Origin of the sequence: Saccharospirillum sp. (assembly GCF_039982735.1) — a bacterium.
Taxonomy (GTDB): Bacteria; Pseudomonadota; Gammaproteobacteria; order Pseudomonadales; family Natronospirillaceae; genus Saccharospirillum.
Genome location: NZ_JBDWXV010000011.1, coordinates 520,775 through 542,598, shown reverse-complemented (window position 1 = coordinate 542,598; position 21,824 = coordinate 520,775). Strand labels below are relative to the sequence as shown.

General features: G+C 54.7%; 16 protein-coding genes and 3 tRNA genes. 6 read left to right on the top strand and 13 right to left on the bottom strand.

Translation table 11 applies throughout. The annotated features are described in order from the left end of the window. Nucleotides 1-114 precede the first annotated feature (114 nt). From hupB to ABJT94_RS10765, 8 genes are all read right to left on the bottom strand, one after another. A complete protein-coding gene (gene hupB, locus ABJT94_RS10800; protein WP_028669965.1) occupies nt 115-387 on the bottom strand; it encodes a nucleoid-associated protein HU-beta in 273 nt (90 codons plus the stop codon). Nucleotides 388-579: 192 nt separating this feature from the next. Next, on the bottom strand, nt 580-3,003 hold the full coding sequence (lon, locus tag ABJT94_RS10795) for an endopeptidase La (RefSeq protein WP_348475344.1): 2,424 nt from the start codon (nt 3,001-3,003) through the stop codon (nt 580-582). Between the two features lie 160 nt (nt 3,004-3,163). Then, nucleotides 3,164-4,450, bottom strand: a complete 1,287-nt coding sequence (gene clpX / locus ABJT94_RS10790) for an ATP-dependent Clp protease ATP-binding subunit ClpX (protein WP_348475345.1) — start codon at nt 4,448-4,450, stop codon at nt 3,164-3,166. 146 nt (nt 4,451-4,596) lie between these two features. Continuing rightward, a complete protein-coding gene (gene clpP, locus ABJT94_RS10785; RefSeq protein WP_127555324.1) occupies nt 4,597-5,235 on the bottom strand; it encodes an ATP-dependent Clp endopeptidase proteolytic subunit ClpP in 639 nt (212 codons plus the stop codon). 105 nt (nt 5,236-5,340) lie between these two features. Further along, the gene (gene tig / locus ABJT94_RS10780; RefSeq protein ID WP_348475346.1) at nt 5,341-6,654 is read right to left on the bottom strand and encodes a trigger factor; all 1,314 of its coding nucleotides are present in this window, start codon (nt 6,652-6,654) and stop codon (nt 5,341-5,343) included. Between the two features lie 252 nt (nt 6,655-6,906). Continuing rightward, nucleotides 6,907-6,982 (bottom strand) — tRNA-His (locus tag ABJT94_RS10775). Nucleotides 6,983-7,003: 21 nt separating this feature from the next. After that, nucleotides 7,004-7,080 (bottom strand) — tRNA-Arg (locus tag ABJT94_RS10770). A 72-nt stretch (nt 7,081-7,152) separates the two neighbouring features. After that, nucleotides 7,153-7,229, bottom strand: a tRNA-Pro gene (locus ABJT94_RS10765). A gap of 198 nt (nt 7,230-7,427) precedes the next feature. On the opposite strand from ABJT94_RS10765, the gene folD reads away from it, so the two are divergent. Genes folD through ABJT94_RS10750 form a run of 3 tightly spaced genes read left to right on the top strand, consistent with a single transcriptional unit; the run spans nt 7,428 to nt 9,569 of the window. Beyond that, nucleotides 7,428-8,294, top strand: coding sequence for a bifunctional methylenetetrahydrofolate dehydrogenase/methenyltetrahydrofolate cyclohydrolase FolD (gene folD, locus ABJT94_RS10760; RefSeq protein ID WP_348475347.1), 867 nt, complete (start codon nt 7,428-7,430; stop codon nt 8,292-8,294). 14 nt (nt 8,295-8,308) lie between these two features. Continuing rightward, nucleotides 8,309-8,806 carry a peptidylprolyl isomerase gene (locus ABJT94_RS10755; RefSeq protein WP_127555321.1) on the top strand — a complete coding sequence of 166 codons (498 nt, stop codon included), beginning with the start codon at nt 8,309-8,311 and terminating at the stop codon, nt 8,804-8,806. 4 nt (nt 8,807-8,810) lie between these two features. Then, nucleotides 8,811-9,569 carry a UDP-2,3-diacylglucosamine diphosphatase gene (locus tag ABJT94_RS10750; RefSeq protein WP_348475348.1) on the top strand — a complete coding sequence of 253 codons (759 nt, stop codon included), beginning with the start codon at nt 8,811-8,813 and terminating at the stop codon, nt 9,567-9,569. Nucleotides 9,570-9,572: 3 nt separating this feature from the next. On the opposite strand, the gene ABJT94_RS10745 is transcribed toward ABJT94_RS10750, so the two are convergent. Continuing rightward, nucleotides 9,573-10,184 carry a tRNA-(ms[2]io[6]A)-hydroxylase gene (locus tag ABJT94_RS10745; protein ID WP_348475791.1) on the bottom strand — a complete coding sequence of 204 codons (612 nt, stop codon included), beginning with the start codon at nt 10,182-10,184 and terminating at the stop codon, nt 9,573-9,575. A 239-nt stretch (nt 10,185-10,423) separates the two neighbouring features. Between ABJT94_RS10745 and trmA the strand changes: the two genes are divergently transcribed. Next, a complete protein-coding gene (trmA, locus tag ABJT94_RS10740) occupies nt 10,424-11,509 on the top strand; it encodes a tRNA (uridine(54)-C5)-methyltransferase TrmA (RefSeq protein ID WP_348475349.1) in 1,086 nt (361 codons plus the stop codon). Continuing rightward, nucleotides 11,509-12,600 carry a methyltransferase gene (locus tag ABJT94_RS10735; protein WP_348475350.1) on the top strand — a complete coding sequence of 364 codons (1,092 nt, stop codon included), beginning with the start codon at nt 11,509-11,511 and terminating at the stop codon, nt 12,598-12,600. Before trmA ends, ABJT94_RS10735 begins: the two co-directional genes overlap by 1 nt. A gap of 37 nt (nt 12,601-12,637) precedes the next feature. On the opposite strand, the gene rlmKL is transcribed toward ABJT94_RS10735, so the two are convergent. Further along, a complete protein-coding gene (gene rlmKL / locus ABJT94_RS10730; protein ID WP_348475351.1) occupies nt 12,638-14,788 on the bottom strand; it encodes a bifunctional 23S rRNA (guanine(2069)-N(7))-methyltransferase RlmK/23S rRNA (guanine(2445)-N(2))-methyltransferase RlmL in 2,151 nt (716 codons plus the stop codon). Between the two features lie 295 nt (nt 14,789-15,083). On the opposite strand from rlmKL, the gene rmf reads away from it, so the two are divergent. Then, nucleotides 15,084-15,299: a ribosome modulation factor gene (gene rmf / locus ABJT94_RS10725; protein WP_127555316.1), complete on the top strand. Its 216-nt coding sequence runs from the start codon at nt 15,084-15,086 to the stop codon at nt 15,297-15,299. A 111-nt stretch (nt 15,300-15,410) separates the two neighbouring features. Here rmf and ABJT94_RS10720 read toward each other — a convergent pair whose 3' ends face one another. From ABJT94_RS10720 to ABJT94_RS10710, 3 genes are all read right to left on the bottom strand, one after another. Continuing rightward, on the bottom strand, nt 15,411-16,430 hold the full coding sequence (locus ABJT94_RS10720; protein ID WP_348475352.1) for a quinone-dependent dihydroorotate dehydrogenase: 1,020 nt from the start codon (nt 16,428-16,430) through the stop codon (nt 15,411-15,413). A gap of 76 nt (nt 16,431-16,506) precedes the next feature. Next, complete coding sequence (locus ABJT94_RS10715) at nt 16,507-16,731, bottom strand: DUF2835 domain-containing protein (protein ID WP_127555314.1); 225 nt, start codon at nt 16,729-16,731, stop codon at nt 16,507-16,509. 150 nt (nt 16,732-16,881) lie between these two features. Then, nucleotides 16,882-21,687 carry an NAD-glutamate dehydrogenase gene (locus ABJT94_RS10710; RefSeq protein ID WP_348475353.1) on the bottom strand — a complete coding sequence of 1,602 codons (4,806 nt, stop codon included), beginning with the start codon at nt 21,685-21,687 and terminating at the stop codon, nt 16,882-16,884. Nucleotides 21,688-21,824: the final 137 nt, after the last annotated feature.

Below are 21,824 nucleotides of genomic sequence, written 5' to 3'. Positions count from 1 at the left end.
CCCGTCTGGACACTACGGATATTCAGATAAAAAAAAAGCGCATCAGGGCTGACACGCTGTCGGTTTAAACCGGGTTCTGGTGAGAGCCTGAGGCTCCCACCCGAGACCCTTCAATCAGTTTACGGCGTCTTTCAGCGCTTTACCGGCCTTGAAGCTCGGCACTTTGGCCGCTTTGATTTCGATCGGCTGGCCAGTTTGAGGGTTACGACCGGTACGGGCCGCACGCTCTTTAACGCCAAAGGTACCGAAACCCACCAGTACGACCTGATCACCGCTTTTCAGCGTGTCAGTTACAGAGTCAATCATTGCATCCAGTGCACGGCCAGCAGCCGCTTTTGGAATGTCAGCCGCAGCCGCTACAGCATCAATCAGTTCAGACTTGTTCACACTTTTCCCCTTTAACTTCGTTGTGATGCAGTTTTATGTCCCTGGCAATGCCTGGGGTGTTAAACCCGGGGCATTGCGCTTACTAAAGCACCCTGCACCTGTTTTGTTATTTGTTTGTGCTTTTCAGCCCGTGCATTCGATTCATGTCGAACCCACTTTATACCAGCCTCAAAATTCCACTGTCAAGCGGTTCTAGTGAGTGCTGAGGCTAGATGATGTCTGGTTCTCAGAGCGAGTCTTGGCCATTTCCGCTTCCACCTGGGCATCGGTCAGGGGCGTAGGATTGCGCTCCAGGGCTACATTTAACACATCATCTATCCATTCAACAGGACGAATATCCAGCTCTTTCTTGATATTGTCCGGTATCTCCTTCAAATCCCTGACATTTTCCTTGGGAATGATAACGGTTTTTATACCCCCTCGGCGAGCCGCCAGCAGCTTTTCTTTCAAGCCACCAATGGGCAACACCTGCCCGCGCAGGGTAATTTCACCGGTCATGGCGACATCGGCCCGAACCGGAATACGAGTCAGCACTGAGACCAAAGCAGTAGCCATGCCAATACCTGCGGACGGTCCGTCCTTGGGGGTAGCCCCTTCCGGAACGTGCACATGGATGTCACGGTTCTCAATAAAGTTGGGCATGATGCCCAGGCTTTGTGCCCGGCTGCGAACCACCGTCATGGCCGCCTGGATGGATTCTTTCATCACATCCCCCAGCGAGCCGGTCTGTACAGTTCGGCCCTTGCCAGGCACCGAGGTGGCCTCGAGGTTCAGTAACTCACCACCCACCGATGTCCAGGCAAGACCGGTGACCATACCGACCTGATTTTCCTTGTCGGCCAATCCGAATTTGTATTTGTGGACACCGGAAAACTCTTCCAGATTATCCTGGTCGATGGTTGTCGTTCTGGTTTCTTTTTCCAGCACGTTGGCCATCACAACCTTGCGCGCTACCTTGGCGATTTCCCGCTCAAGCCCACGAACACCCGCTTCCCGGCTGTAATAGCGAATCAGGTCGCTGATCGCACCGGTTGTCAGGTTGAGTTCATTTGCCTTCAGTCCGTTGGCCTTTAATTGCTTGGGCAACAGGTACTTTTCGGCAATCGCCACTTTTTCATCTTCGGTGTAACCCGGAATGCGGATGATCTCCATCCGATCCAGCAGCGGACCGGGAATGTTCATCGAATTGGCGGTACAGATGAACATCACATCCGACAGGTCATAATCCACTTCGAGATAATGGTCATTGAAGGTGTGGTTCTGTTCCGGGTCGAGAATCTCCAGTAAGGCAGACGCCGGGTCACCCCGGTGATCCATCCCCATCTTGTCGATCTCGTCGAGCAGGAAAAGCGGGTTACGCACCCCAACCTTGCTCAGTTTCTGTACAACCTTGCCAGGCATCGAGCCAATGTAAGTACGGCGGTGACCACGCATTTCCGATTCATCCCTTACCCCGCCGAGCGCCATACGGACAAATTTGCGGTTTGTTGCGCGCGCGATGGACTGACCCAGGGAGGTTTTACCTACCCCCGGCGGCCCTACCAAACACAATACCGGCCCTTTAACTTTCTTCACGCGCTGCTGCACAGCCAGGTATTCGAGGATGCGTTTCTTAACCTCATCCAGACCATAGTGGTCTTCTTCCAGAACTTCCTGGGCGCGCTTCAGATCATGTCGAACGCGTGACTTTTTGGACCAGGGTACGCTGATCATCCAGTCGAGGTAATTGCGCACGACCGAGGATTCCGCCGACATCGGCGACATCATTTTCAGCTTGTTCAATTCAGCTTTGGCTTTTTCAAGCGCCTCTTTAGGCATGCCAGCGTTATCGATCTTACCGCTTAGCTCTTCAATTTCATTGGGGTTACTTTCATCCAGGTCGCCCAGTTCTTTTTGAATCGCTTTCATTTGTTCGTTCAGGTAATACTCGCGCTGGGATTTCTCCATCTGCTTTTTTACCCGACCGCGAATGCGCTTTTCGACTTGCAGCAGGTCGATTTCGGTTTCCAGAACCGACAACAGATGTTCGATACGGTCGCGATCAGCCGACAGTTCCAGCACCTGCTGTTTCTCATCTATCTTCAACGACAGATGCGCAGCAATCGTATCCGCCAGGCGACCCGGTTCCTCAATACTGTTCAAAGAGGTAATCACTTCTGAGGGTACTTTTTTGCTCAGCTGGACGTATTTGTCGAACTGGGACATCAGCAGCCGAACCAGTGACTCGCTCTCGCGCTCACTCAGCTGTCCGCCGGTCATTAGCGTCGCGTGCCCTTTTATGTACTCCTCGCCCTCTTCCAGCTCGTCAATGCTGACACGATCAACGCCTTCAACGAGTACCTTTACCGTGCCATCTGGCAGTCGCAACAATTGCAGCACCGTCGCCAGGGTACCAACATGATAGAGATCGCTCTGATCGGGCTCATCATCAGAGGCATTGCGCTGGGCGACCAGCAGTATTTTCTTGCCATCGTCCATGGCGGCCTGAAGAGCCGCTATGGACTTCTCGCGACCAACAAACAACGGAATGACCATGTGCGGGTAAACAACCACATCACGCAATGGAAGCAATGGTAATACGATGGGATCGCCTGCCGGGGAGTCAGAATGCTCCATGGGAACCTCGAAAACTGTTCAGATTTGAATTGATAATGGCGCCTGGGCCCGCCAAATCAAGAGCTTAGGGCAATAAAACTTTCGCCTGTCCGGTTGCGACACGGAGGCGCCAACAGCGTAATAGCAGAATAAAAAACGGGCCCTTAAGCCCGTTTTCAGATCAGTCGTGCTGACCACCCGCTGTTTTCTTGCTGTCTTGTGTTTCATAGATCAGCAGGGGTTCGGATTCTCCCTTGATGACACTCTCTTCAATAACCACCTTCGATACCCCGGATTCCGAGGGAATCTGATACATGGTGTCGAGCAGCACGTTTTCCAGAATGGAGCGCAGGCCCCGGGCACCGGTTTTACGTTCCATAGCCTTGTGAGCAACAGCCTTGAGCGCACTGATGCGAAAATCCAGCTCGACACCTTCCATATCAAACAACTTCTGGTACTGCTTCACCAGGGAGTTCTTGGGCTCGGTCAGAATCTGAATCAGGGCGTCTTCATCCAGTTCGGTCAGGGTAGCAACCACGGGCAAACGACCAATAAATTCCGGGATCAGGCCGTACTTGACCAGATCTTCCGGCTCGACATCGGCAATGGTTTCACCCAGGTTCCGGTTCTCGTCCTTGGTCTTCATGGTGGCACTGAAACCAATACCACCCTTTTCAGAGCGATTACGAATAACCTTTTCCAGGCCTGCGAAAGCACCACCACAGATAAACAGGATGTTGCCGGTGTCGACCTGCAAAAACTCCTGTTGGGGGTGTTTGCGTCCGCCCTGCGGCGGTACTGACGCCACGGTACCCTCAATCAGCTTCAATAAAGCTTGCTGCACGCCCTCGCCGGAGACATCCCGGGTAATGGAGGGGTTGTCGGATTTCCGGGAGATCTTGTCGATCTCATCGATGTAGACAATGCCGCGCTGGGCCTTGTCGACGTCGTAATCACACTTTTGCAGCAGTTTTTGAATGATGTTCTCGACATCCTCACCCACATAACCCGCTTCAGTCAGGGTGGTGGCATCGGCAATGGTGAACGGTACGTTCAACATACGGGCCAGTGTTTCGGCCAGCAGTGTTTTACCGCTGCCTGTCGGGCCGATCAGAAGAATATTGGACTTGCTCAGCTCAACGTCATCGTTGTGCTCACCGTACTGCAGGCGTTTGTAATGATTGTAAACGGCGACCGAAAGCACCATTTTGGCGCGCGACTGGCCAATGACGTATTCGTCCAGCGTTTCTCGGATTTCCGCGGGAGTCGGCAGTTTACTGCTTTCGTGCTTGGGACCATTGTCCTGCAGCTCTTCGCGAATGATGTCGTTACACAGATCAACACACTCATCGCAAATGAACACCGAAGGCCCGGCAATCAGCTTACGGACTTCATGCTGGCTCTTTCCGCAGAAAGAGCAATACAGCAGCTTACCGTCTTCGCCTTTTCCGGTTCTATCGTCGGCCATTCAACTACTCCATTGGTAACGGTTGCTCGATTAAAGATGAAACCACAGCCCCGATAATGCAAGTTTTTTCAGGGAAACCACTGTGGTTGTTTGGTAAACATGATCAACCGATTGATTTTACAGGTATTTTAGCGATTTCATTACAATCAGCCAGTATTGCGGCTCTGCATGACCTTATCGACCAGGCCGTAGCTAACGGCGTCGTCGGCCTTCATGAAGTTATCACGATCAGTGTCTTTTTCGACAACCTCAAGCGGTTGACCGGTATGATACGCCATGATGTCGTTCAAACGCTGTTTCATTTCCAGAATTTCACGCGCATGGATCTCGATGTCTGACGCCTGACCCTGGAAACCGCCCAGAGGCTGATGAATCATCATCCGCGAATTGGGCAGGCAGAAACGTTTGCCCTTGGCACCTGCTGTCAGTAACAGCGCGCCCATGCTGGCCGCCTGCCCAATGCACATGGTGCTCACATCGGGCTTGATGAACTGCATGGTATCGTAAATAGCCATGCCAGCGGTGACCGAGCCGCCCGGTGAATTGATGTACAGCGAAATGTCCTTGTCCGGATTCTCGCTTTCCAGAAACAGTAACTGCGCGACAATCAGGTTGGCCATATGGTCTTCAATCTGACCGACCAGGAAGATTACGTTCTCTTTCAGCAGTCGCGAATAGATATCGTAAGACCGTTCACCCCGAGCCGACTGCTCAACGACCATAGGTACCAGACCGCTGGCGTTCATGATATCGGGTGCGGACCCGTTGGCATCAAACTTTGACATTGACTCGACTCCTGGTATTCAAAAAACAAAAAAGTTGGCACCCCCAAGGAAGCGCCAACTCTCATTGCTGCCTCATGCTGCCGACATCAGAGCCGGCACTGGCATTCAGCCTTGTGCCGCCGCCTTGTTCTTAACAGCGTCCTGGTAACTTACGGTGGATTCGTTCACCTTGGATTTACTCAGGATATAGTCGATTGCTGCGTTTTCAACAACCACAGCACGAACTTGGTTCAAAAGTTCACGATTGCTGTAGTAATAGTCAATAACCTGCTGCGGCTCCTGGTATACGGACGCCTGGTCTTCGATGTAGGCGCGCACTTCGGCGTCGTCTGCTTTCAGCTCGCCACTGTTGATCACTTCGTTCATCAGCAGGCCGACTTTAACGCGACGCTCGGCTTGCTCCTGAAACAGCTCCTTAGGCAGGCTGGACGGGTCCATTTGGGCGCCACCACCGAACTGCTGAACGGCTTGCTGCTGTAAACGACCAATCTCTTCATCAACCAGCGCTGAAGGTACGTCGAGGCTGTTGTCTTCGACCAACTTCTCGATGACATCGTTCTTCAGCTTGGCCTGGAGTGCGTTGCGAGCTTCGCGTTCCATGTTCTGGCGAACTTCAACTTTGAAGCTTTCAAGGTCGGTACCCTTGGTGCCGAAAGCTTCAAAGAAGGCCTCGTTCAACTCGGGCAGCTCGGCTTCAGCCACTTCGTTCAGCGTGATATCGAACACAGCTGCTTTGCCAGCCAGTTCCTTGTTGCCGTATTCTTCCGGGAAGGTGACATCAACCGCCTTGGTTTCACCGGCTTTCATGCCGACGATGCCGTCTTCAAAGCCTGGAATCATAGACTTGGAGCCCAGAATCAGGGTCTGATCTTCGGCGCTGCCGCCATCAAACGCTTCGCCATCTACCTTGCCGACAAAATCGATCTTGACCTGATCAGTATCGGCTGCGGCACGATCGACAACTTTATATTCAGCACGCTGCTTGCGCAGATTGGCCAGCATGTCATCAATATCGCTATCCGCTATTTCTGCCGACTGCTTGTCGAACTCATAACCGTCGAACGCTGCCAGTGTTACCTCAGGGAAAACTTCAAAGGTGGCGACAAACTCAACATCCTGGCCCGCTTTGTCCTGAGTGAATTCAATGCGCGGAGAACCGGCAGGCGTCAGCTTCTCTTCGGTCAGGGCTCTTGCGTAGTTGTTCTGTACTACTTCCTGCAGAACTTCGGCGCGAATACCATCACCAAAACGCTGTTTAACCACGGAAACAGGCACTTTACCCGGACGGAAACCGTCGATGCGCACGCGGCGAGCTGTTTGTTTCAGCTTTTCACTAACCGCATTATCCACTTCACTGGCGGGGACACCCACCTTTAGACGGCGTTCCAGTCCGGTAGTCGCTTCGACAGACACTTGCATGAGGCTTCCTCTTGCTCTTTTATAAGGTAATGACCGGTAAACTAAGCCCGATCTGTACATTGGGTTAATTAGGGGGCGGATAATGTAGGGGTGATGGGGGTACTATTCAAGCCCAGTCAACGGTATCCGGCCGCCCTGCTGACAAATAATGATTCAACCAACGATTGAATCCACCGGGAAGCAAGAAACCGCCCGACTTTTTTAGCGCACATACAAAAAAAGCCGGAGACCGGCCTTTTCTGAAATAATAAGTGGGGTGGACGATGGGACTCGAACCCACGACGACTGGAATCACAATCCAGGGCTCTACCAACTGAGCTACGCCCACCACAAATTATCGTTACGAGACTGGTACGCCCGGCAGGACTTGAACCTGCAACCACTCGCTTAGAAGGCGAGTGCTCTATCCGGTTGAGCTACGGGCGCGTAATCCCAAAAGGTCACGCTACCAGAGCGGCGAAACCGCCTGCCCACCGAGACGACACCTTACTAAATTAATGGTCGGAGCAGAGGGATTCGAACCCCCGACCCTCTGGTCCCAAACCAGATGCGCTACCAGGCTGCGCTATGCTCCGATCAGTACGTCTCGTCAACGTGGGGCGCATATTACTGACGGGCCGGGGTGCCGTCAAACACTTTTTTAAAAAAATTCAGGAAAAACAAGACGATAGACCCTTTTCCTGTTAATTCGATCAATCTTTGAACTGAGTGTGTTTCCTTGCCCGACCCAGACGAGCATGCGAAAATCCGCAAAACTTCCAAGGAACCTCTCCATGCCCGCAAACATACTGGACGGTAAGGCGACGGCGAGCCGCGTACGCGCCCGTGTCGCCGAAGAAGTCACCGCCCTGACCAGCCAGGGGATTCGGCCACCTGGCCTGGCTGTAATTCTGGTCGGCACTGACCCGGCCTCCGAAGTCTATGTTGGCAGCAAGCGCCGCGCCTGCGATGAAGTAGGCTTCAAATCAGTCAGTTACGATTTGCCATCATCTACCAAAGAAGCTCAGTTACTGGCGCTGATCGACGACTTGAATGACGATGCCTCCATAGATGGCATTCTGGTCCAACTACCACTGCCCGAGCATATTAATGCCGATACCGTGGTCGAGCGCATCCGCCCGGATAAAGACGTCGATGGCTTTCACCCGTTCAACGCCGGGCGGCTGGTTCAGCGCCGGCCCATGCTCGAAAGCTGCACCCCCAAAGGCATTATGACTCTGCTGCGCGAAACCGGGGTGGATCTGCGTGGCCAGGAGGCCCTGGTTGTTGGGGCCTCGAATCACGTTGGTCGGCCGATGGTGCTGGAATTGCTGCTGGCTGGCTGTACAACAACCTGCGCCCATCGGTTCACGGTCGATCTTGAAAAACACGTACGTCGCGCCGATATCCTGGTGGCCGCTGTTGGTCGGCCCGGCCTGATCAAAGGCGACTGGATCAAAGAAGGCGCCATTGTGATCGATGTGGGTATCAGCCGCACCGACGACGGCAAACTGACTGGCGATGTGGATTTTGAACTGGCCTCGGAGAAAGCGGCCTGGATAACCCCAGTGCCTGGCGGTGTCGGTCCGATGACGGTAGCCACTCTGATGGAAAACACCTTGATAGCAACCAAACGGTTGCACTTGAATCTCACGCAATAACCCGAGGACAACCTGTGAACGTATTGCTAACCACTAACCTGGGTGACATCACCCTGACCCTGAACACCGAAAAAGCGCCCAACACCAGCGCCAACTTCGCCGAGTACGTGAATGCCGGCTTTTACGATGGCCTGATCTTTCACCGGGTGATCAACGGCTTTATGGTCCAGGGCGGCGGCTTTGAGCCCGGCATGAAGCAGCGCTCTACCCGCGCGCCGATCGACAACGAGGCCAACAACGGCCTTAAGAACACCGTCGGCACCATTGCCATGGCCCGTACCGCTGATCCGCACTCGGCCACGGCCCAGTTTTTCATCAATATTGCTGACAACAGCTTCCTGGATTTCAAATCGGAAAGCACCGACGGCTGGGGTTATGCAGTCTTTGGTGAGGTAACCGACGGCATGGATGTTGTTAATCGAATCAAAGCAGTACCGACAACCTTCAAGGCTGGCCATCAGGATGTGCCGACCGAAGACGTCATCATCGAAAAAGCCGTTATTCTGGAATGATTGGATGATACACCACCGCCGTGCTGTTCTGATTTCAGATCTGCACCTGAGCGAGTCCCGCCCGGACCTGGTCCGGGCCTTTTATGCCTTTCTGGACGACGTTGCCAGCCAGCACGAAGCCCTGTTCATTCTCGGGGATTTCTTCGAATACTGGGTCGGTGACGACGCCACTACCTCCCTGCATGACGACATAGCCAAACGGCTGCATCAACTGACTGAAACCACAGCGGTCTATTTGATGGTCGGTAACCGGGATTTTGCCCTCGGCAACGACTACGCCAAACGCTGCAACGCGACCTTGCTTCCAGACCCGACCCCAGTTCAATTTGGCACTCAGACCTGGGTGTTAAGCCATGGTGATCGACTGTGCACCGATGACCGAGGTTATCAACGCTACCGGGCCATCATTCAGTCTCCCGCCGTGCTGGGCACCCTGCGTCGACTGCCCCTGGCATGGCGGCTAACATTGGCCGAACGCTTGCGCAAGGCCAGCAAAGACCGAAACAGAACGGATGCGCCCCGCCACTTCGACGTGAATCAAAAAGCCGTAAAACGTACGCTGAAAGGCACCCGGCACGCCGGGCTGATCCATGGGCATACCCATATGGCCGACTGGCACAGGGTCTCCGATGATAATGAACCGGAGCGGGAACGCCTGGTAATGGGTGATTGGGATGAACTGGGCTGGTATTTGCAATTTGAGCATGATAGCAAAACGCTTAACCGGTTCAGTATCACCCAGTTAACGTTCGGACAAGACTGACCGTCACTCCTGCACAGGCAGGCCACTGTGAAACCGGAAGGTCTCATCCGGCAATTCAATCAAGCGGGCTTCCAGCTCCCGAAAAGCAGCAACTCGATCCGTAATGTCTGTCTCTGAATACTGCCGTGCCAGCGTCAGATAGTCTTTGTAATGCCGCGCCTCGCTTTTTAACAACGAGAAATAGAAACGACCCAGCACTTCATCGCCCCGGCGGTACAATTCCGGCACCAGCGCTGCGAATCGCTCACAGGAACGGGCTTCCACAAAAGCCCCCAGTATCAAGCGATCGACCAGCTTTTCCGGCTCGCTCTTGCGAATCAGCTCGTGTAAGGCGCCGGCATAGCGGCCCGCTGTAAGGTGTGTGTATTGAATGCCACGATCATCCATCAACTTGAGCACCTGATCGAAATGCACCAGCTCCTCACGTGCCAGCTTACTCATTTTCGACAACAGCTCACGGCGATCGACGTATTTGTACATCATCGACATGGCCGCCGAAGCCGCTTTTTTTTCACATTGGGCGTGGTCGATCAGCAGCACCGTCAGGTTATCCAGCGCCTTCTCAACCCAGGCTTGCGGAGTACGGTTACCGAGAAAATCCGGGATATCCCCCAGTACGGTTTTCGGATCGGGGGCTTCTGTGGCCAATTCGGGATTAACAGCGTCTTGAATCACGCAAACTCCAACATGAATGATAAACGTCAGGCCAAACCGCCTGATTGAGGGCCGGGAATTATACTGATTCCCAGGGCACTCGACTATTGTCAAAATCAGTCAACGTAGATAACGGTATAAACTGGTTTGAGAGCCGGGAATAACTAGAATGGCGGCCCGAATCCTGAACTGGACTGGTCATGCCCTTCCCTTTTGCGCCCGAACAGTATGAAACACAGCTGACCGAGAAGGTTGAGCGCCTGAAAACGCTGTTTGATGGCATCACCCTACCCGAGCCCGAGGTGTTCCGGTCAGCCCCCAGCCACTACCGTATGCGAGCCGAATTCAAGTTCTGGCACGATGGAGACGACTCCTGGTACGCCATGTTTGACCCGGCCGACCCCAAAGTCCCGGTTCGGGTTGACCAGTTCCCGGTCGCCAGCAAACTGCTGAACCGCCTGATGACAGAAGTGCGCAACAGCGTGCTTGAAGACCCGCAGCTGCGGGAACGGTTATTTCAGGTCGAATTCATTACCACCCAGCAAGGCGACGCCCTCATCACCCTCATCTACCACAAGGCGCTGGACGATGCCTGGGAAGTTCGCGGGCGACACTGGCAGGAACAATGGGGGTTCCCGGTGATTGGCCGGGCACGCAAGCAGCGCCTGGTTCTGTCGCGCGACTACGTGAACGAAACCCTGACCATTCAGGGGCAGGATTATCATTTCAGGCAATACGAAAATTCCTTCACCCAGCCCAATGCTGGCGTTTGCGAACAGATGGTGGGCTGGGCCAAACACCACACAACCCACTGTGAAGCAGACTTGCTCGAACTGTATTGCGGCAATGGTAATTTCTCAATTCCGCTGGCTACCAACTTCAACCGTGCACTTGCCACGGAGATTTCCCGTGTATCGGTACACAGTGCCCAACACAACATCAAGGCCAATGGGATCGAGAACCTGACCATTGCCCGGATGTCGAGTGAAGACTTCGCCAACGCTTGGCTCGGGCGGACCGAATCGCGTCGTCTGCGCGAATGGGCGGTATCGGACTACGATTTCAAAACCTTACTGGTCGACCCGCCCCGGGCTGGTCTCGATGACGACACCCTGGCCCTGGCGCGCCATTTCGAGCGTATCGTTTACATCTCCTGCAACCCGGACACCCTCGCTGCCAACGTGCGGGCGCTGGGCTCCGATTACCGCATTGAGGCCGCTGCCGTCTTTGACCAGTTCCCCTACACACATCACATGGAAGCAGGCCTGGTGCTGGTTAAAACCTGATGATTGGGGATCTGACTCAGTTAACGCTCAGCCGGGTGCCACCGGCCCCGGACTTGCAAGCTTACAACGCGGCCGATGAACTGGTATTGCAGCGGCTCCAGACTTACGACGGCCCTGCTGGCCCGATGCTGCTGGTCAACGACGGTTTTGGCGCACTGGCGACGGCCCTGGCTTCGACCAGCCCGGACTGGTGGAGCGACAGCGCCATGGCCGGTGAAGCCTTGAAGCTGAACGTCAGCGCCAACCAGGCCAGTACACCCCGTCTTATTGAATCCAGCGCTGACCTGAAGGACCACTACGCATTGGTGATTCTGCACGCCCCCAAATCGCTGACGCTTTTTGAGTGGCAATTGAGCCAGATCGCCAGGCGAATCGCCGAAGGCGGACAATGCTGGGTAGCCGGTATGGTCAAACACCTGAGCCGAGGTCACCAGAAGGTCATGCAGCGGTATTTTGGACAGATCAATCCGGGATTGGCGGTCAAAAAAGCCCGGTGCGTCACGCTGACGGACCCGCTCAATCAAGGCTCGCCAGAATTGGCTCATGACTATATCGCCGGTCAGGTCAACCTGGTGTCCCTGCCCGGCTGTTTCAGCGAAGCCCGCCCCGACCCGGGCGCACTGGCCTTTCTGGCTGTATTCGACCAGTTACCGGCGGTCGACCGGTTTGTGGACCTGGGTTGCGGCAATGGGGTTCTGGCGCTGAATTATCTGCACCGACATCCGCACAGCCAGGCCATTCTAATCGACGAGAGCCGCCAGGCCACTGCTTCAGCTACGGCCAGTGCAGCCGGTAACGGACGACAGGTCCACCTCCATCACAACAATGGCCTGAGCGGCCTTGGCCTAACGGGTCTACCGCTCATTCTCTGCAATCCGCCGTTTCATCAGAGCACTACCCTAACCACCGATATAGCCCACAGCCTGTTCGAGCAGGCTGCAGGCGCCCTGGCGGACAACGGCGAATTCTGGGTGGTTGGAAACCGGCACCTCAACTATCACAAGACTCTGAAACGCTGGTTCAGTCAGGTCACCCCGGTGAGCCAGCACCCGAAGTTTGTCATCTTCCGGTGCACGGGCCCCAAGCCATAACCTGGGAACCCTATTCAATGCGTACCGGCCGCTGAAACTACCCTTTGTGGTGAAAGTGCCAGCACTGATGCGGGCGTGAGCGTTTGAAATCGAATGGAATCGACACCTGAGTCACGTCCTTTACGTCATACCGGGCCTGTAATTCCGGATCCAGCTTGAACTTGCGGAAGTTGTTGGAAAATATCAGCACCCCGTCGCTGGCCAGTGAGTTCATGGCCGCACGGATCAGGCCCGGGTGATCCCGCTGTATGTCCAGGGTATCCGTCATACGGGCCGAGTTGCTGAAGGTCGGCGGGTCCATAAAAATCAGATCAAACGTCTCGTTGTTTTCTTCAATCCAGGTCATGCAATCGGCCTGGATAAAGCGATGATGGCCAGAAACCTGACCGCCATTATGGCGTAAATTGTCTTTCGCCCAGTTCAGGTAAGTGCGCGACAGATCCACACTGGTTGTACTGGTGGCACCACCGACCAGGGCATGGGCCGTTGCCGCGCCGGTATAGCTGAACAAATTCAGGAAGCGTTTGCCCTGGGAATGCTGTTGTATCCAGTGCCGTGTCGGCCGGTGATCCAGAAAGACCCCGGTATCGAGATAATCCCTCAGGTTAATCTGCAAATTCACGCCGTGTTCGGAAATGGTGAAGACGTCACCCGCACTGTCTTTTCGTTCGTATTGCTGTTTGCCACGCTGACGCTGGCGCTGCTTGAGCACGGTACGCTCGGCGGGAATCCCGGTGACGTCGCCCAGTACCGCCAGGGCGTGCATCAGGCGTTGCCGGGCTTTCTCTTCGGGTATTTCCTTGGGCGGTGCGTATTCCTGAACATGCAGACTGTCGCCGTAGCAGTCGATGGCGATGGCAAATTCGGGCAAATCAGCGTCGTACAAGCGGTAGGCTTCTATGCTTTCCTTTTTGAGCCACTTTTGCCGCAATTTCAGGTTTTTTAACAACCGATTGCGCAAGGCGTCATCCTGCGCCACCTGCTGACTGGGTTGATGGGCGGTGCGCTCTCCGACCGGAAACACATAGAGGTGAGTTTCTATAGGGCCATTAAAAAAACGCAGTTTCTCGGCAGCACGCAGCCCCGTTTCCCGCGCCAGAACGGTATCGGACGTCAGCAATGCCACCGTCCAGTCCGCCAACTCGGTCTGAGCCAGGTTACCCAGTTTAAGGTAAAGCGACAGCAACTCCGGTTTGTTACCCAGACGTTCGCCATAGGGCGGATTGGTCACTACCAGTCCAGGCTTGAGTGCCAGATGCGTGGGCCGCGACCATTCGGCCAGTGGCTTGTGATAACAGCGTGTCTGGCGACTGAGGCCAAGCCGCTCCAGGGTTTCATTGGCACGGGCAACAACACCGCCATCGGCATCGTATCCAAGTACCGGCACCATGGCGGCTTCACCGTCCTGGCGCCTGGCGCGCGCTTCACCCAGCAAGGTGTTCCAGGCTGCCCGGTCATGCCCGAGCCAGCCTTCAAAGCCAAACCTGGGCCGCAACAACCCCGGAGCAAAGTCGGCGGCGATCATCGCCGCTTCGATTACCAAGGTGCCCGAACCACACAACGGATCGATAAAGCTTTCTCCGGCCCGTGCTCGCTCAGGCCAACCAGTGGCCAACAGCAATGCCGCCGCCAGGTTCTCCTTCAACGGGGCCGGACCGGTTGCCCGTCGGTAACCACGCCGGTGCAGCGAATCGCCCGACAGATCAAGCGCCAGGTCGATGCGTTTGCGCCCAATGAGCACCACAACGCTGATGTCCGGTGCATCCCGGTCCACATCAGGGCGGACGCCATGGCGTTCGCGCATCTGGTCGACAATAAAATCCTTAACCTTCTGTCCGCCATACCGGGAGTCATCTATACCCGGCAGGTGCCCCTGAAAATCCACTCTGAGCGTGCCCGAGGGCCGCACATGCTGATCCCAGTCGATGCTGTCAACCAATGCCTTGAGCCCGTCCATGCTCATCTCGTCCGTCTGCCCCAGTGGCAAATAAATACGGTTGGCGAGCCGGCTCCATAGACACAGGCGATAGGCTTCCAGTAAAGGGGCGTCAAGCGCCATGCCTCGGGCCCAGTCGCGCGGGACCACACCGGTAAGGTCAGTAATTTCCCGCTTGAGCAAGGCATGAAACCCATTCGGACAGGTGATCCAGATTTCGTTGTGCGGCGTTTGAACAGCGTCTGAAGGCATGGTTAGACAAAATCTCTATAAAAAAATAAAAATGACTGCCGGGAGTTTATTAAAACCCACGAACAGGGTTAGATGGCTCGCCTCACAACACCGATTCCAGAGCAGTGTTGCAATTACAACCACCATTTTATGACATCGAGCACTTAAAACGAGGTTTTTTAGACTGAATTGGTCATCGACACCGGTGGCCATCTTTCGATACAACAGTACCAGAAGGATAGTCGTATTAAGAGCTTCACAGCGCTCGGCTCGGAAGGCCGGGTTTATTCCCATGGACTGAAAGAGAGGTCTATTTATGAAGCGACAAAAACGTGACCCGCTAGGACGTGCTTATCAAAAAGGCTACATGGCTGGTCTTGAGGGTAGATCCAAAAGTTTATGTCCCGACGGCAAACCCGAGGTCCATCAGGAGTGGATGAACGGGTGGCGCGAAGGACGATCCGATCAGTGGGATGGTTTCACAGGCGTACGCGGTGTACACCGTATCAACGAAGTACTGATGCCCCACTGACCCTTGTCATCCAACATTAACTACCCTTGACTCAAAAGCCGGCCACTCTGCCGGCTTTTTTGTAACCCTTTCCAGCTCTGGCCCTACCCCCTTTATAACCCAAACTCAGCCTTATTTGGCCTGAGACAAAGAAGCCCGCACACAGTCCCGAATCAGGCCTGGCCCCTGATAAATGAACCCGCTGTAGATCTGAATCAGATCGGCGCCGGCATCCCACTTTTTCCGGGCGTCAGTGGCAGAACAGATGCCGCCAACGCCGATGATGGGCACCTGCGCTGGAAGCACCTCGCGCAGCAGGGTCAGCACCCGGTTCGACGACTCGAGCAAGGGGGCGCCACTCAAGCCGCCGCTTTCCTCTGCATGAGGGTGGCCTGCAACGGCATCGCGAGCCAGGGTGGTGTTGGTCGCCACCACACCATCAATGCCAGACTCTGCCAGGGCCCGGGCCACACTCTGCACTTCTTCGGCGGTCATGTCCGGGGCGATCTTGATCAGCAGCGGCTTAAACCCATCAATCGCCGTCAAGTGTTGCTGTCGCTCTTTGAGCCCTGCCAGCAAACGGGTCAACGCCTCGCCAAACTGAAGATTGCGCAGCCCGGGGGTATTCGGTGACGACACATTGACCACCACGTAGTGCGCATGGGCGTAAACTTTGTCGAGACAGGTGAGGTAATCGTTCAGAGCGTCTTCTTCCGGAGTGTCCTTGTTCTTACCGATATTGATGCCGATAACACCGCGGTATTGGCTGCGTTTAACGCGCTCTACCAAGTAGTCGACACCTTTGTTGTTGAAGCCCATTCGGTTGATGATTGCCTGATGCTCGGGCAACCGAAACAGTCGCGGATGCGGATTACCGGGTTGTGGCCGCGGTGTTACCGTGCCCACTTCAACAAAGCCAAAGCCGAGGGTCCCCAGCGCATCCAGATAATCGGCATTCTTGTCGAGCCCGGCAGCCAAACCGACCGGATTCTCGAAATCGATGCCCCACAACGTTGTCCGCCGGCCTTCCGGTTTCTTGCTGAACGCGCTCAATACCCCCAGCCGCTGCAAAGCACCCAACCCATCGAGACTGAGATCGTGGGAGGTTTCCGGACTGAGGGTAAACAAGGCACGGCGGATCAGGTTATACATGGGCAGGCTCCGTTTTGGACGGCGCGCAGTATAGCACCGGCCCAGCCCAGACTTAAGAGCCGCCAGCAGGCTTCAATCAGGCAATACGTTTAACGGATACCAGTTTGTTGGCATCGTCAAATTCAATGCGAAAACTGCCGTGTATGCCACTTCGGGTGACGAAGCGCTGCAGAATACTGGACGGGAATCGAACCCGCCGACCATCACGCGCTTCGCACACCACCTGTGATACCTGTCCTTTGTAATGTCGCAGATAGTCATCTGCTGAAATGTACAAATCCACAATGAGGTGCTGCGCCATGCAGAACGGGTCTCCGGGGGTGTCGGAATCGGTGAAGGGTGTTCAGACCTTGATTATGCTGACTTTCAATGCGCAAACAAGCTGACCATTACCAAAAAAGGCTCCCGGGGGAGCCTTTTTTCAAACAGTCTTCTGCTTACCCTTGTTGCTTCAGAGTTCTGGCATAGTTGCCTGTGACAGATCCAGCAGTTCGCGAATCGCGACGCTGTACATGCTGAACTCGGGCTCATTGACAGCCCGAATTTCACTCATCATCCGTAACCAGCGCTCTACCAGAATGGTGTTGCGTTCCAGCCATTCAGAGACCACCGGTTCCAGCTCACTGCCCTTCTCCATTTGCGCAAACAGACCCTGGGTAATGCGTCTTTGTTGCCATTCCAGGTCGTCCCGAAATGACTCCCGGGCCATAGCCTGCCAGTGCGTATTGACACTGAGGCTGTTGACCTGGTTGGCAAAATTATCCAGTTCCAGCGCATCGCCGACCCTGAAATAACCCTGGGCAACCAGCATGGGGTCGCGCTCCTGGGTCTGAGCCACCGCGATGACCCCCAGGGTCGTGTACAGAATTTCGGAAGCACAGACACGCCGTGCCACGTCAGCCGGTATCCCCTGCTCTTCCAGTGCAGCCGCTTCTTTCAGCCAGTTCTCTTTTTGCTCTTCAGGCAACAGCGTTTCCAGCGCATCAATCATCCGTTCTACCGGCTCCCGATACAAACTGATGACGTTGCTGATGTCGATTCCGGTGCGGTAATTCTTCACCAACCAGCGGCTGGCGCGCCGGACCATCCGGGCGGTGCGTAACATCAGCTGGCTTTGCAGCTCGCACGGAACCTGATGATCCAGAGCTTCGATCTGATCCCACAATCCATGCAATCCGAAGATATCCCGCGCTGCCACGTATGCTTTGGCCGCTTCAACGGGCGATGCGCCGGTGCTTTCCTGAAGCCGGTTGAAGTAGGCGATGCCCATGTAGTTGAAGATGTCGTTGGCAACCTGAGTGGCGACAATTTCCGACTTCAACCGGTGCTGGCGCATCGGCCCTTCGAACTTCTTGAGCATTTTTTCCGGAAATACGGTTGTTACCGCGTCTTCCAGGTAGGCATCTTCAGCGACATTTTCGCGAATCAGCTGCTCTTTCAGATCTCCTTTCACGTAGGAAATCAGCACAGACAACTCAGGCCGCGTCAGACCCAGACCGCGGGTCTTGCGCTCTGTAATGTCGTCGTCCGAGGGCAAAAACTCGAGCGAGCGATTCAGCTTTCCAGCGGCTTCCATCGAATTGATCAGACGGCGGTATTCTTCCACACGGCGGCTCGACTCGGTGAACGCCAGACCCAACGCCTGAGTTTGGCGATAGTTATTGCGCAAGACCAGTCGGGATACATCCTCGGTCTGCTTGAACAGCCATTCATTACGCTGCTTGACGGTCAGGTCACCGTTGGCGACCAGGTCGTCCAGTAAGATCTTCATGTTGACTTCGTGGTCAGAACAATCGACACCGCCGGCATTGTCGATAAAATCGGTAAAGCAGCGTCCGCCGTTCAGGTTGAACTCCACCCGTCCCAGCTGACTGAAGCCCAGGTTGCCCCCTTCACCAATCACCTTGCAGCGTAACTCGTTGCCATTGACCCGTAACGCATCGTTGGCCTTGTCGCCGATGTCGGTATGATTTTCGTGGCTGGCTTTGACATAAGTGCCGATACCGCCATTCCACAACAGATCCACCGGCGCCCTGAGCATGGCACTGATCAGGTCGTTCGGGGATATCTTCGACTTGCTGATGCCAAACACCGCTTTCATTTCCTTCGAAACCGGAATCGACTTGGCTGTACGGCTGAAAATGCCGCCCCCTTTGGAAATCAGCGACGCATCATAGTCTTCCCAGCTCGAACGCGGCAGGTCAAACAACCGTTGCCGCTCGGCGAAGCTCGCCGCGGCATCGGGTTCAGGGTCCACGAAAATATGCAGGTGGTTGAAGGCACCCACCAGTTTCAGCGTTTGCGAACGCAGCAGGCCGTTGCCAAAGACATCGCCGGCCATATCACCAATGCCAACCACGCTGATGGGGTCTTTCTGGACATCCAGCCCCAGCTCTCGAAAGTGACGTTGTACGCTGACCCAGGCGCCCCGGGCAGTGATGCCCATTTTCTTGTGGTCATACCCATTACTGCCGCCCGAGGCAAAGGCATCCCCCAGCCAGAAGTCGTATTCGTCGGCGACCGCATTGGCAATGTCAGAGAACGTTGCGGTGCCTTTGTCGGCGGCGACAACCAGGTAGGGGTCGTCTTCATCGTAGCGCACGACATTCTCGGGGGCGATCAGCTCACCTTCTTTGAGGTTGTCGGTAACGTCCAGCAACGCCCGAATAAAGGTTTTGTAGCAGGCAATGCCTTCGCGCATAAAGGCTTCGCGATCACCGTCCAATGGGAGTTGTTTGGCGACGAATCCGCCTTTGGCACCCACGGGTACAATAACCGCGTTCTTAACCTGCTGTGCCTTGACCAACCCCAACACTTCGGTACGGAAATCTTCAATCCGGTCGGACCATCGCAGTCCGCCACGGGCCACCTTCCCACCGCGCAGGTGCACACCTTCGACGCGCGGTGAGTAGACAAAGATTTCAAACATCGGCCTGGGCAATGGAATACCGCTGATTTTGGCCGGGTTCAGTTTGAAACTGATGTAATCTTTGCGGCGACCGGGTTCATCTTCCTGATAGAAGTTGGTGCGCAAGGTCGCTTTCATCAGCTCAACATAGCGCCGCATGATGCGGTCTTCGTTGATGTTATTGACGCTCTCCAGTGATTGTTCAATACCCTGCAACCACTTGTCGACCTGGGGTTTGCCTTTTTGTTTGGCCGGGCTGAACCGGGCCGAGAACAGCTCGGCCAGCATGTCAGTAATCTCGGTGTATTTGATCAGGGTGTCGGCGATGTATTCCTGTGACAGGCCAAAACGCAGTTGCTTCATGTAATGCGCGTAGGCACGCAACATGGCGACTTCGCGCCAGGTCAAGCGGGCGCGCAGAATCAGCTGATTGTAGGCGTCGTTTTCAGCCCGGCCATTCCAGATATTGATAAAGGCCCGGGAGAACTCATCGCGGTATTTGGCCGGATCAAGGTCCGGATCAGGCTCGTACAACAGGGAGAAATCGTAGATCCAGATGCAGCTGTCTTCCCCGTAATTGATCTCATAGGGGTATTCGTCGATGACCTTCAGCCCCAGGTTCTCCAGAACCGGAATAAGGTCGGACAGCAGCAATGCCGAGCCCTTGTTGAAGATCTTCAGTTTCAGCTCACTGCCCGTCGGCTCCATCGAACGATAAAAGCTGAGCGTTATGGGGTCGGCATTGGTCGCATTAAGCGATTCCATACGCTGAATATCAGCCACCGCTACCCGGGCGCTGTATTGCTCGCGATAGCTGGCCGGAAAGGCCTCAACATAGCGTTGGTGAAAACGCATGCCTTTTTCTTCACCGAACGACTCGATCAGCGCCTGCTGCAGTTCATCCGTCCAGCGACGGGCGATCTGAACGATGCGTTTTTCCAAAAGCTCGGTCGGCAATTCTTCGTCGATCGGATGACTCAGTTTGAAAACGAAACGCGTTCGCGCCAGCACAGACTCACTGAAAAAGGTGGTGAAATCAGACCCTTCGACATCGAACTGATCAACCAGCAGGTCGTGCACCTGTTGCCGCAATTGCGAGTTGAAGATATCGCGCGGCATATAGACGATGGCGTTCAGGAACTTGCCATAGATATCCTTGCGCAGCAGCAACCGGATGCGCTTGCGTTCCTGAATGGCCAGAACGTCCAGCGTCATGCTCAACAGGGTATCGACCGAGGCCTGAATCAGTTCGTCGCGCGGGAAAGTAAAGAGAATGGAAGCCAGCTCCTTGTAATTATGGCCACCCTCGGCAAACCCGCTCTTTTCCAGAACCAACTCAATTTTACGCCGCACAACAGGGATATTCACCGGTGCTTCGTTGTAAACGGTCGAGGTGTAAAGCCCCAGAAAACGGCGCCCGCCAACAACTTCACCCTTGTCATTAAAGTGTTTGACCAGCACGTAGTCCGAATAGGCCGGACGATGAACATTGGCCCGGTGACCGGATTTGGAGAAAATCAGAAGTTCTTTTTCAAAGACATGAGACCGGCGGTGCTCGGACATTCCAGCAATGGTCTCATCACGGCGTTTCGGGCTCTTTTTGAACAACCCTAGCGCACTGCCTTCAACCTGCTTAACCGTATCACCCTCGACAACGTATTCATCATAGGCCAGGAACGTGAAGTGGTTGTTGGCCAGCCACTTCATGAATACCTTGCCTTCATCGAGTTCCGAGGCATCAACCGGGTACTTCAGGGTGTTGAAATCGCTGATGGCATCCCGGGTTTTCTGCAGAATGGCGGTGTAATCGTCAACAACCCGCTCAACATCCTGAACCACGGAACGAATTTCGCTCTCGATACGATCGCGCTCACTGGCGATGGTTGTGCGGTCAACCTCGATCAGCAGCAGCAACTCCTGGGCACCCTTGCCCGAAAAGCCGTCAAATTGCCCGCTCTTGTTGCGCGATACAGCCAGGCTGGCGTGAAAAATGGTGTGAATGTTGGCGCCCAGACGGTTCAGGGTGAGGCGAACAGAGTCGATAATGAACGGCAAATCCGAATGCAAAATAGACACAATGGTATGCGGCGACTGCCACTCGTGTTCTTCTACATTGGGATTAAATACATTGACCAGCCCATGCTGTGCTTTCCCGCCCTGCAAGGTGCGCCACATTGAAACTACCAGACCGGCCAAGTCGGTCATTTCATAGGAAAGCAGATCTTGCATTGATGCATGCTTGAACAGGGCATGAATCAGCGTCTTCAGGTTGTCACTGTGCTCTTTCGGGAAGTGGGGCTGAAGGCGGGCATGCAAGCTTTCAAGCAACTCACTTCGCTGATGAGACATGGTTTGCGTCATTGTTGGCCTCTGTTTTTCTTTTTAATGTCCGGCAATGTCAGGCATTGCTCACTGTTGATTTGCAGGTAGTATGGGTTGTGCTGTGTCTGATTGATGATGTCGGGTGCTTGTTTGATACTAGTTGA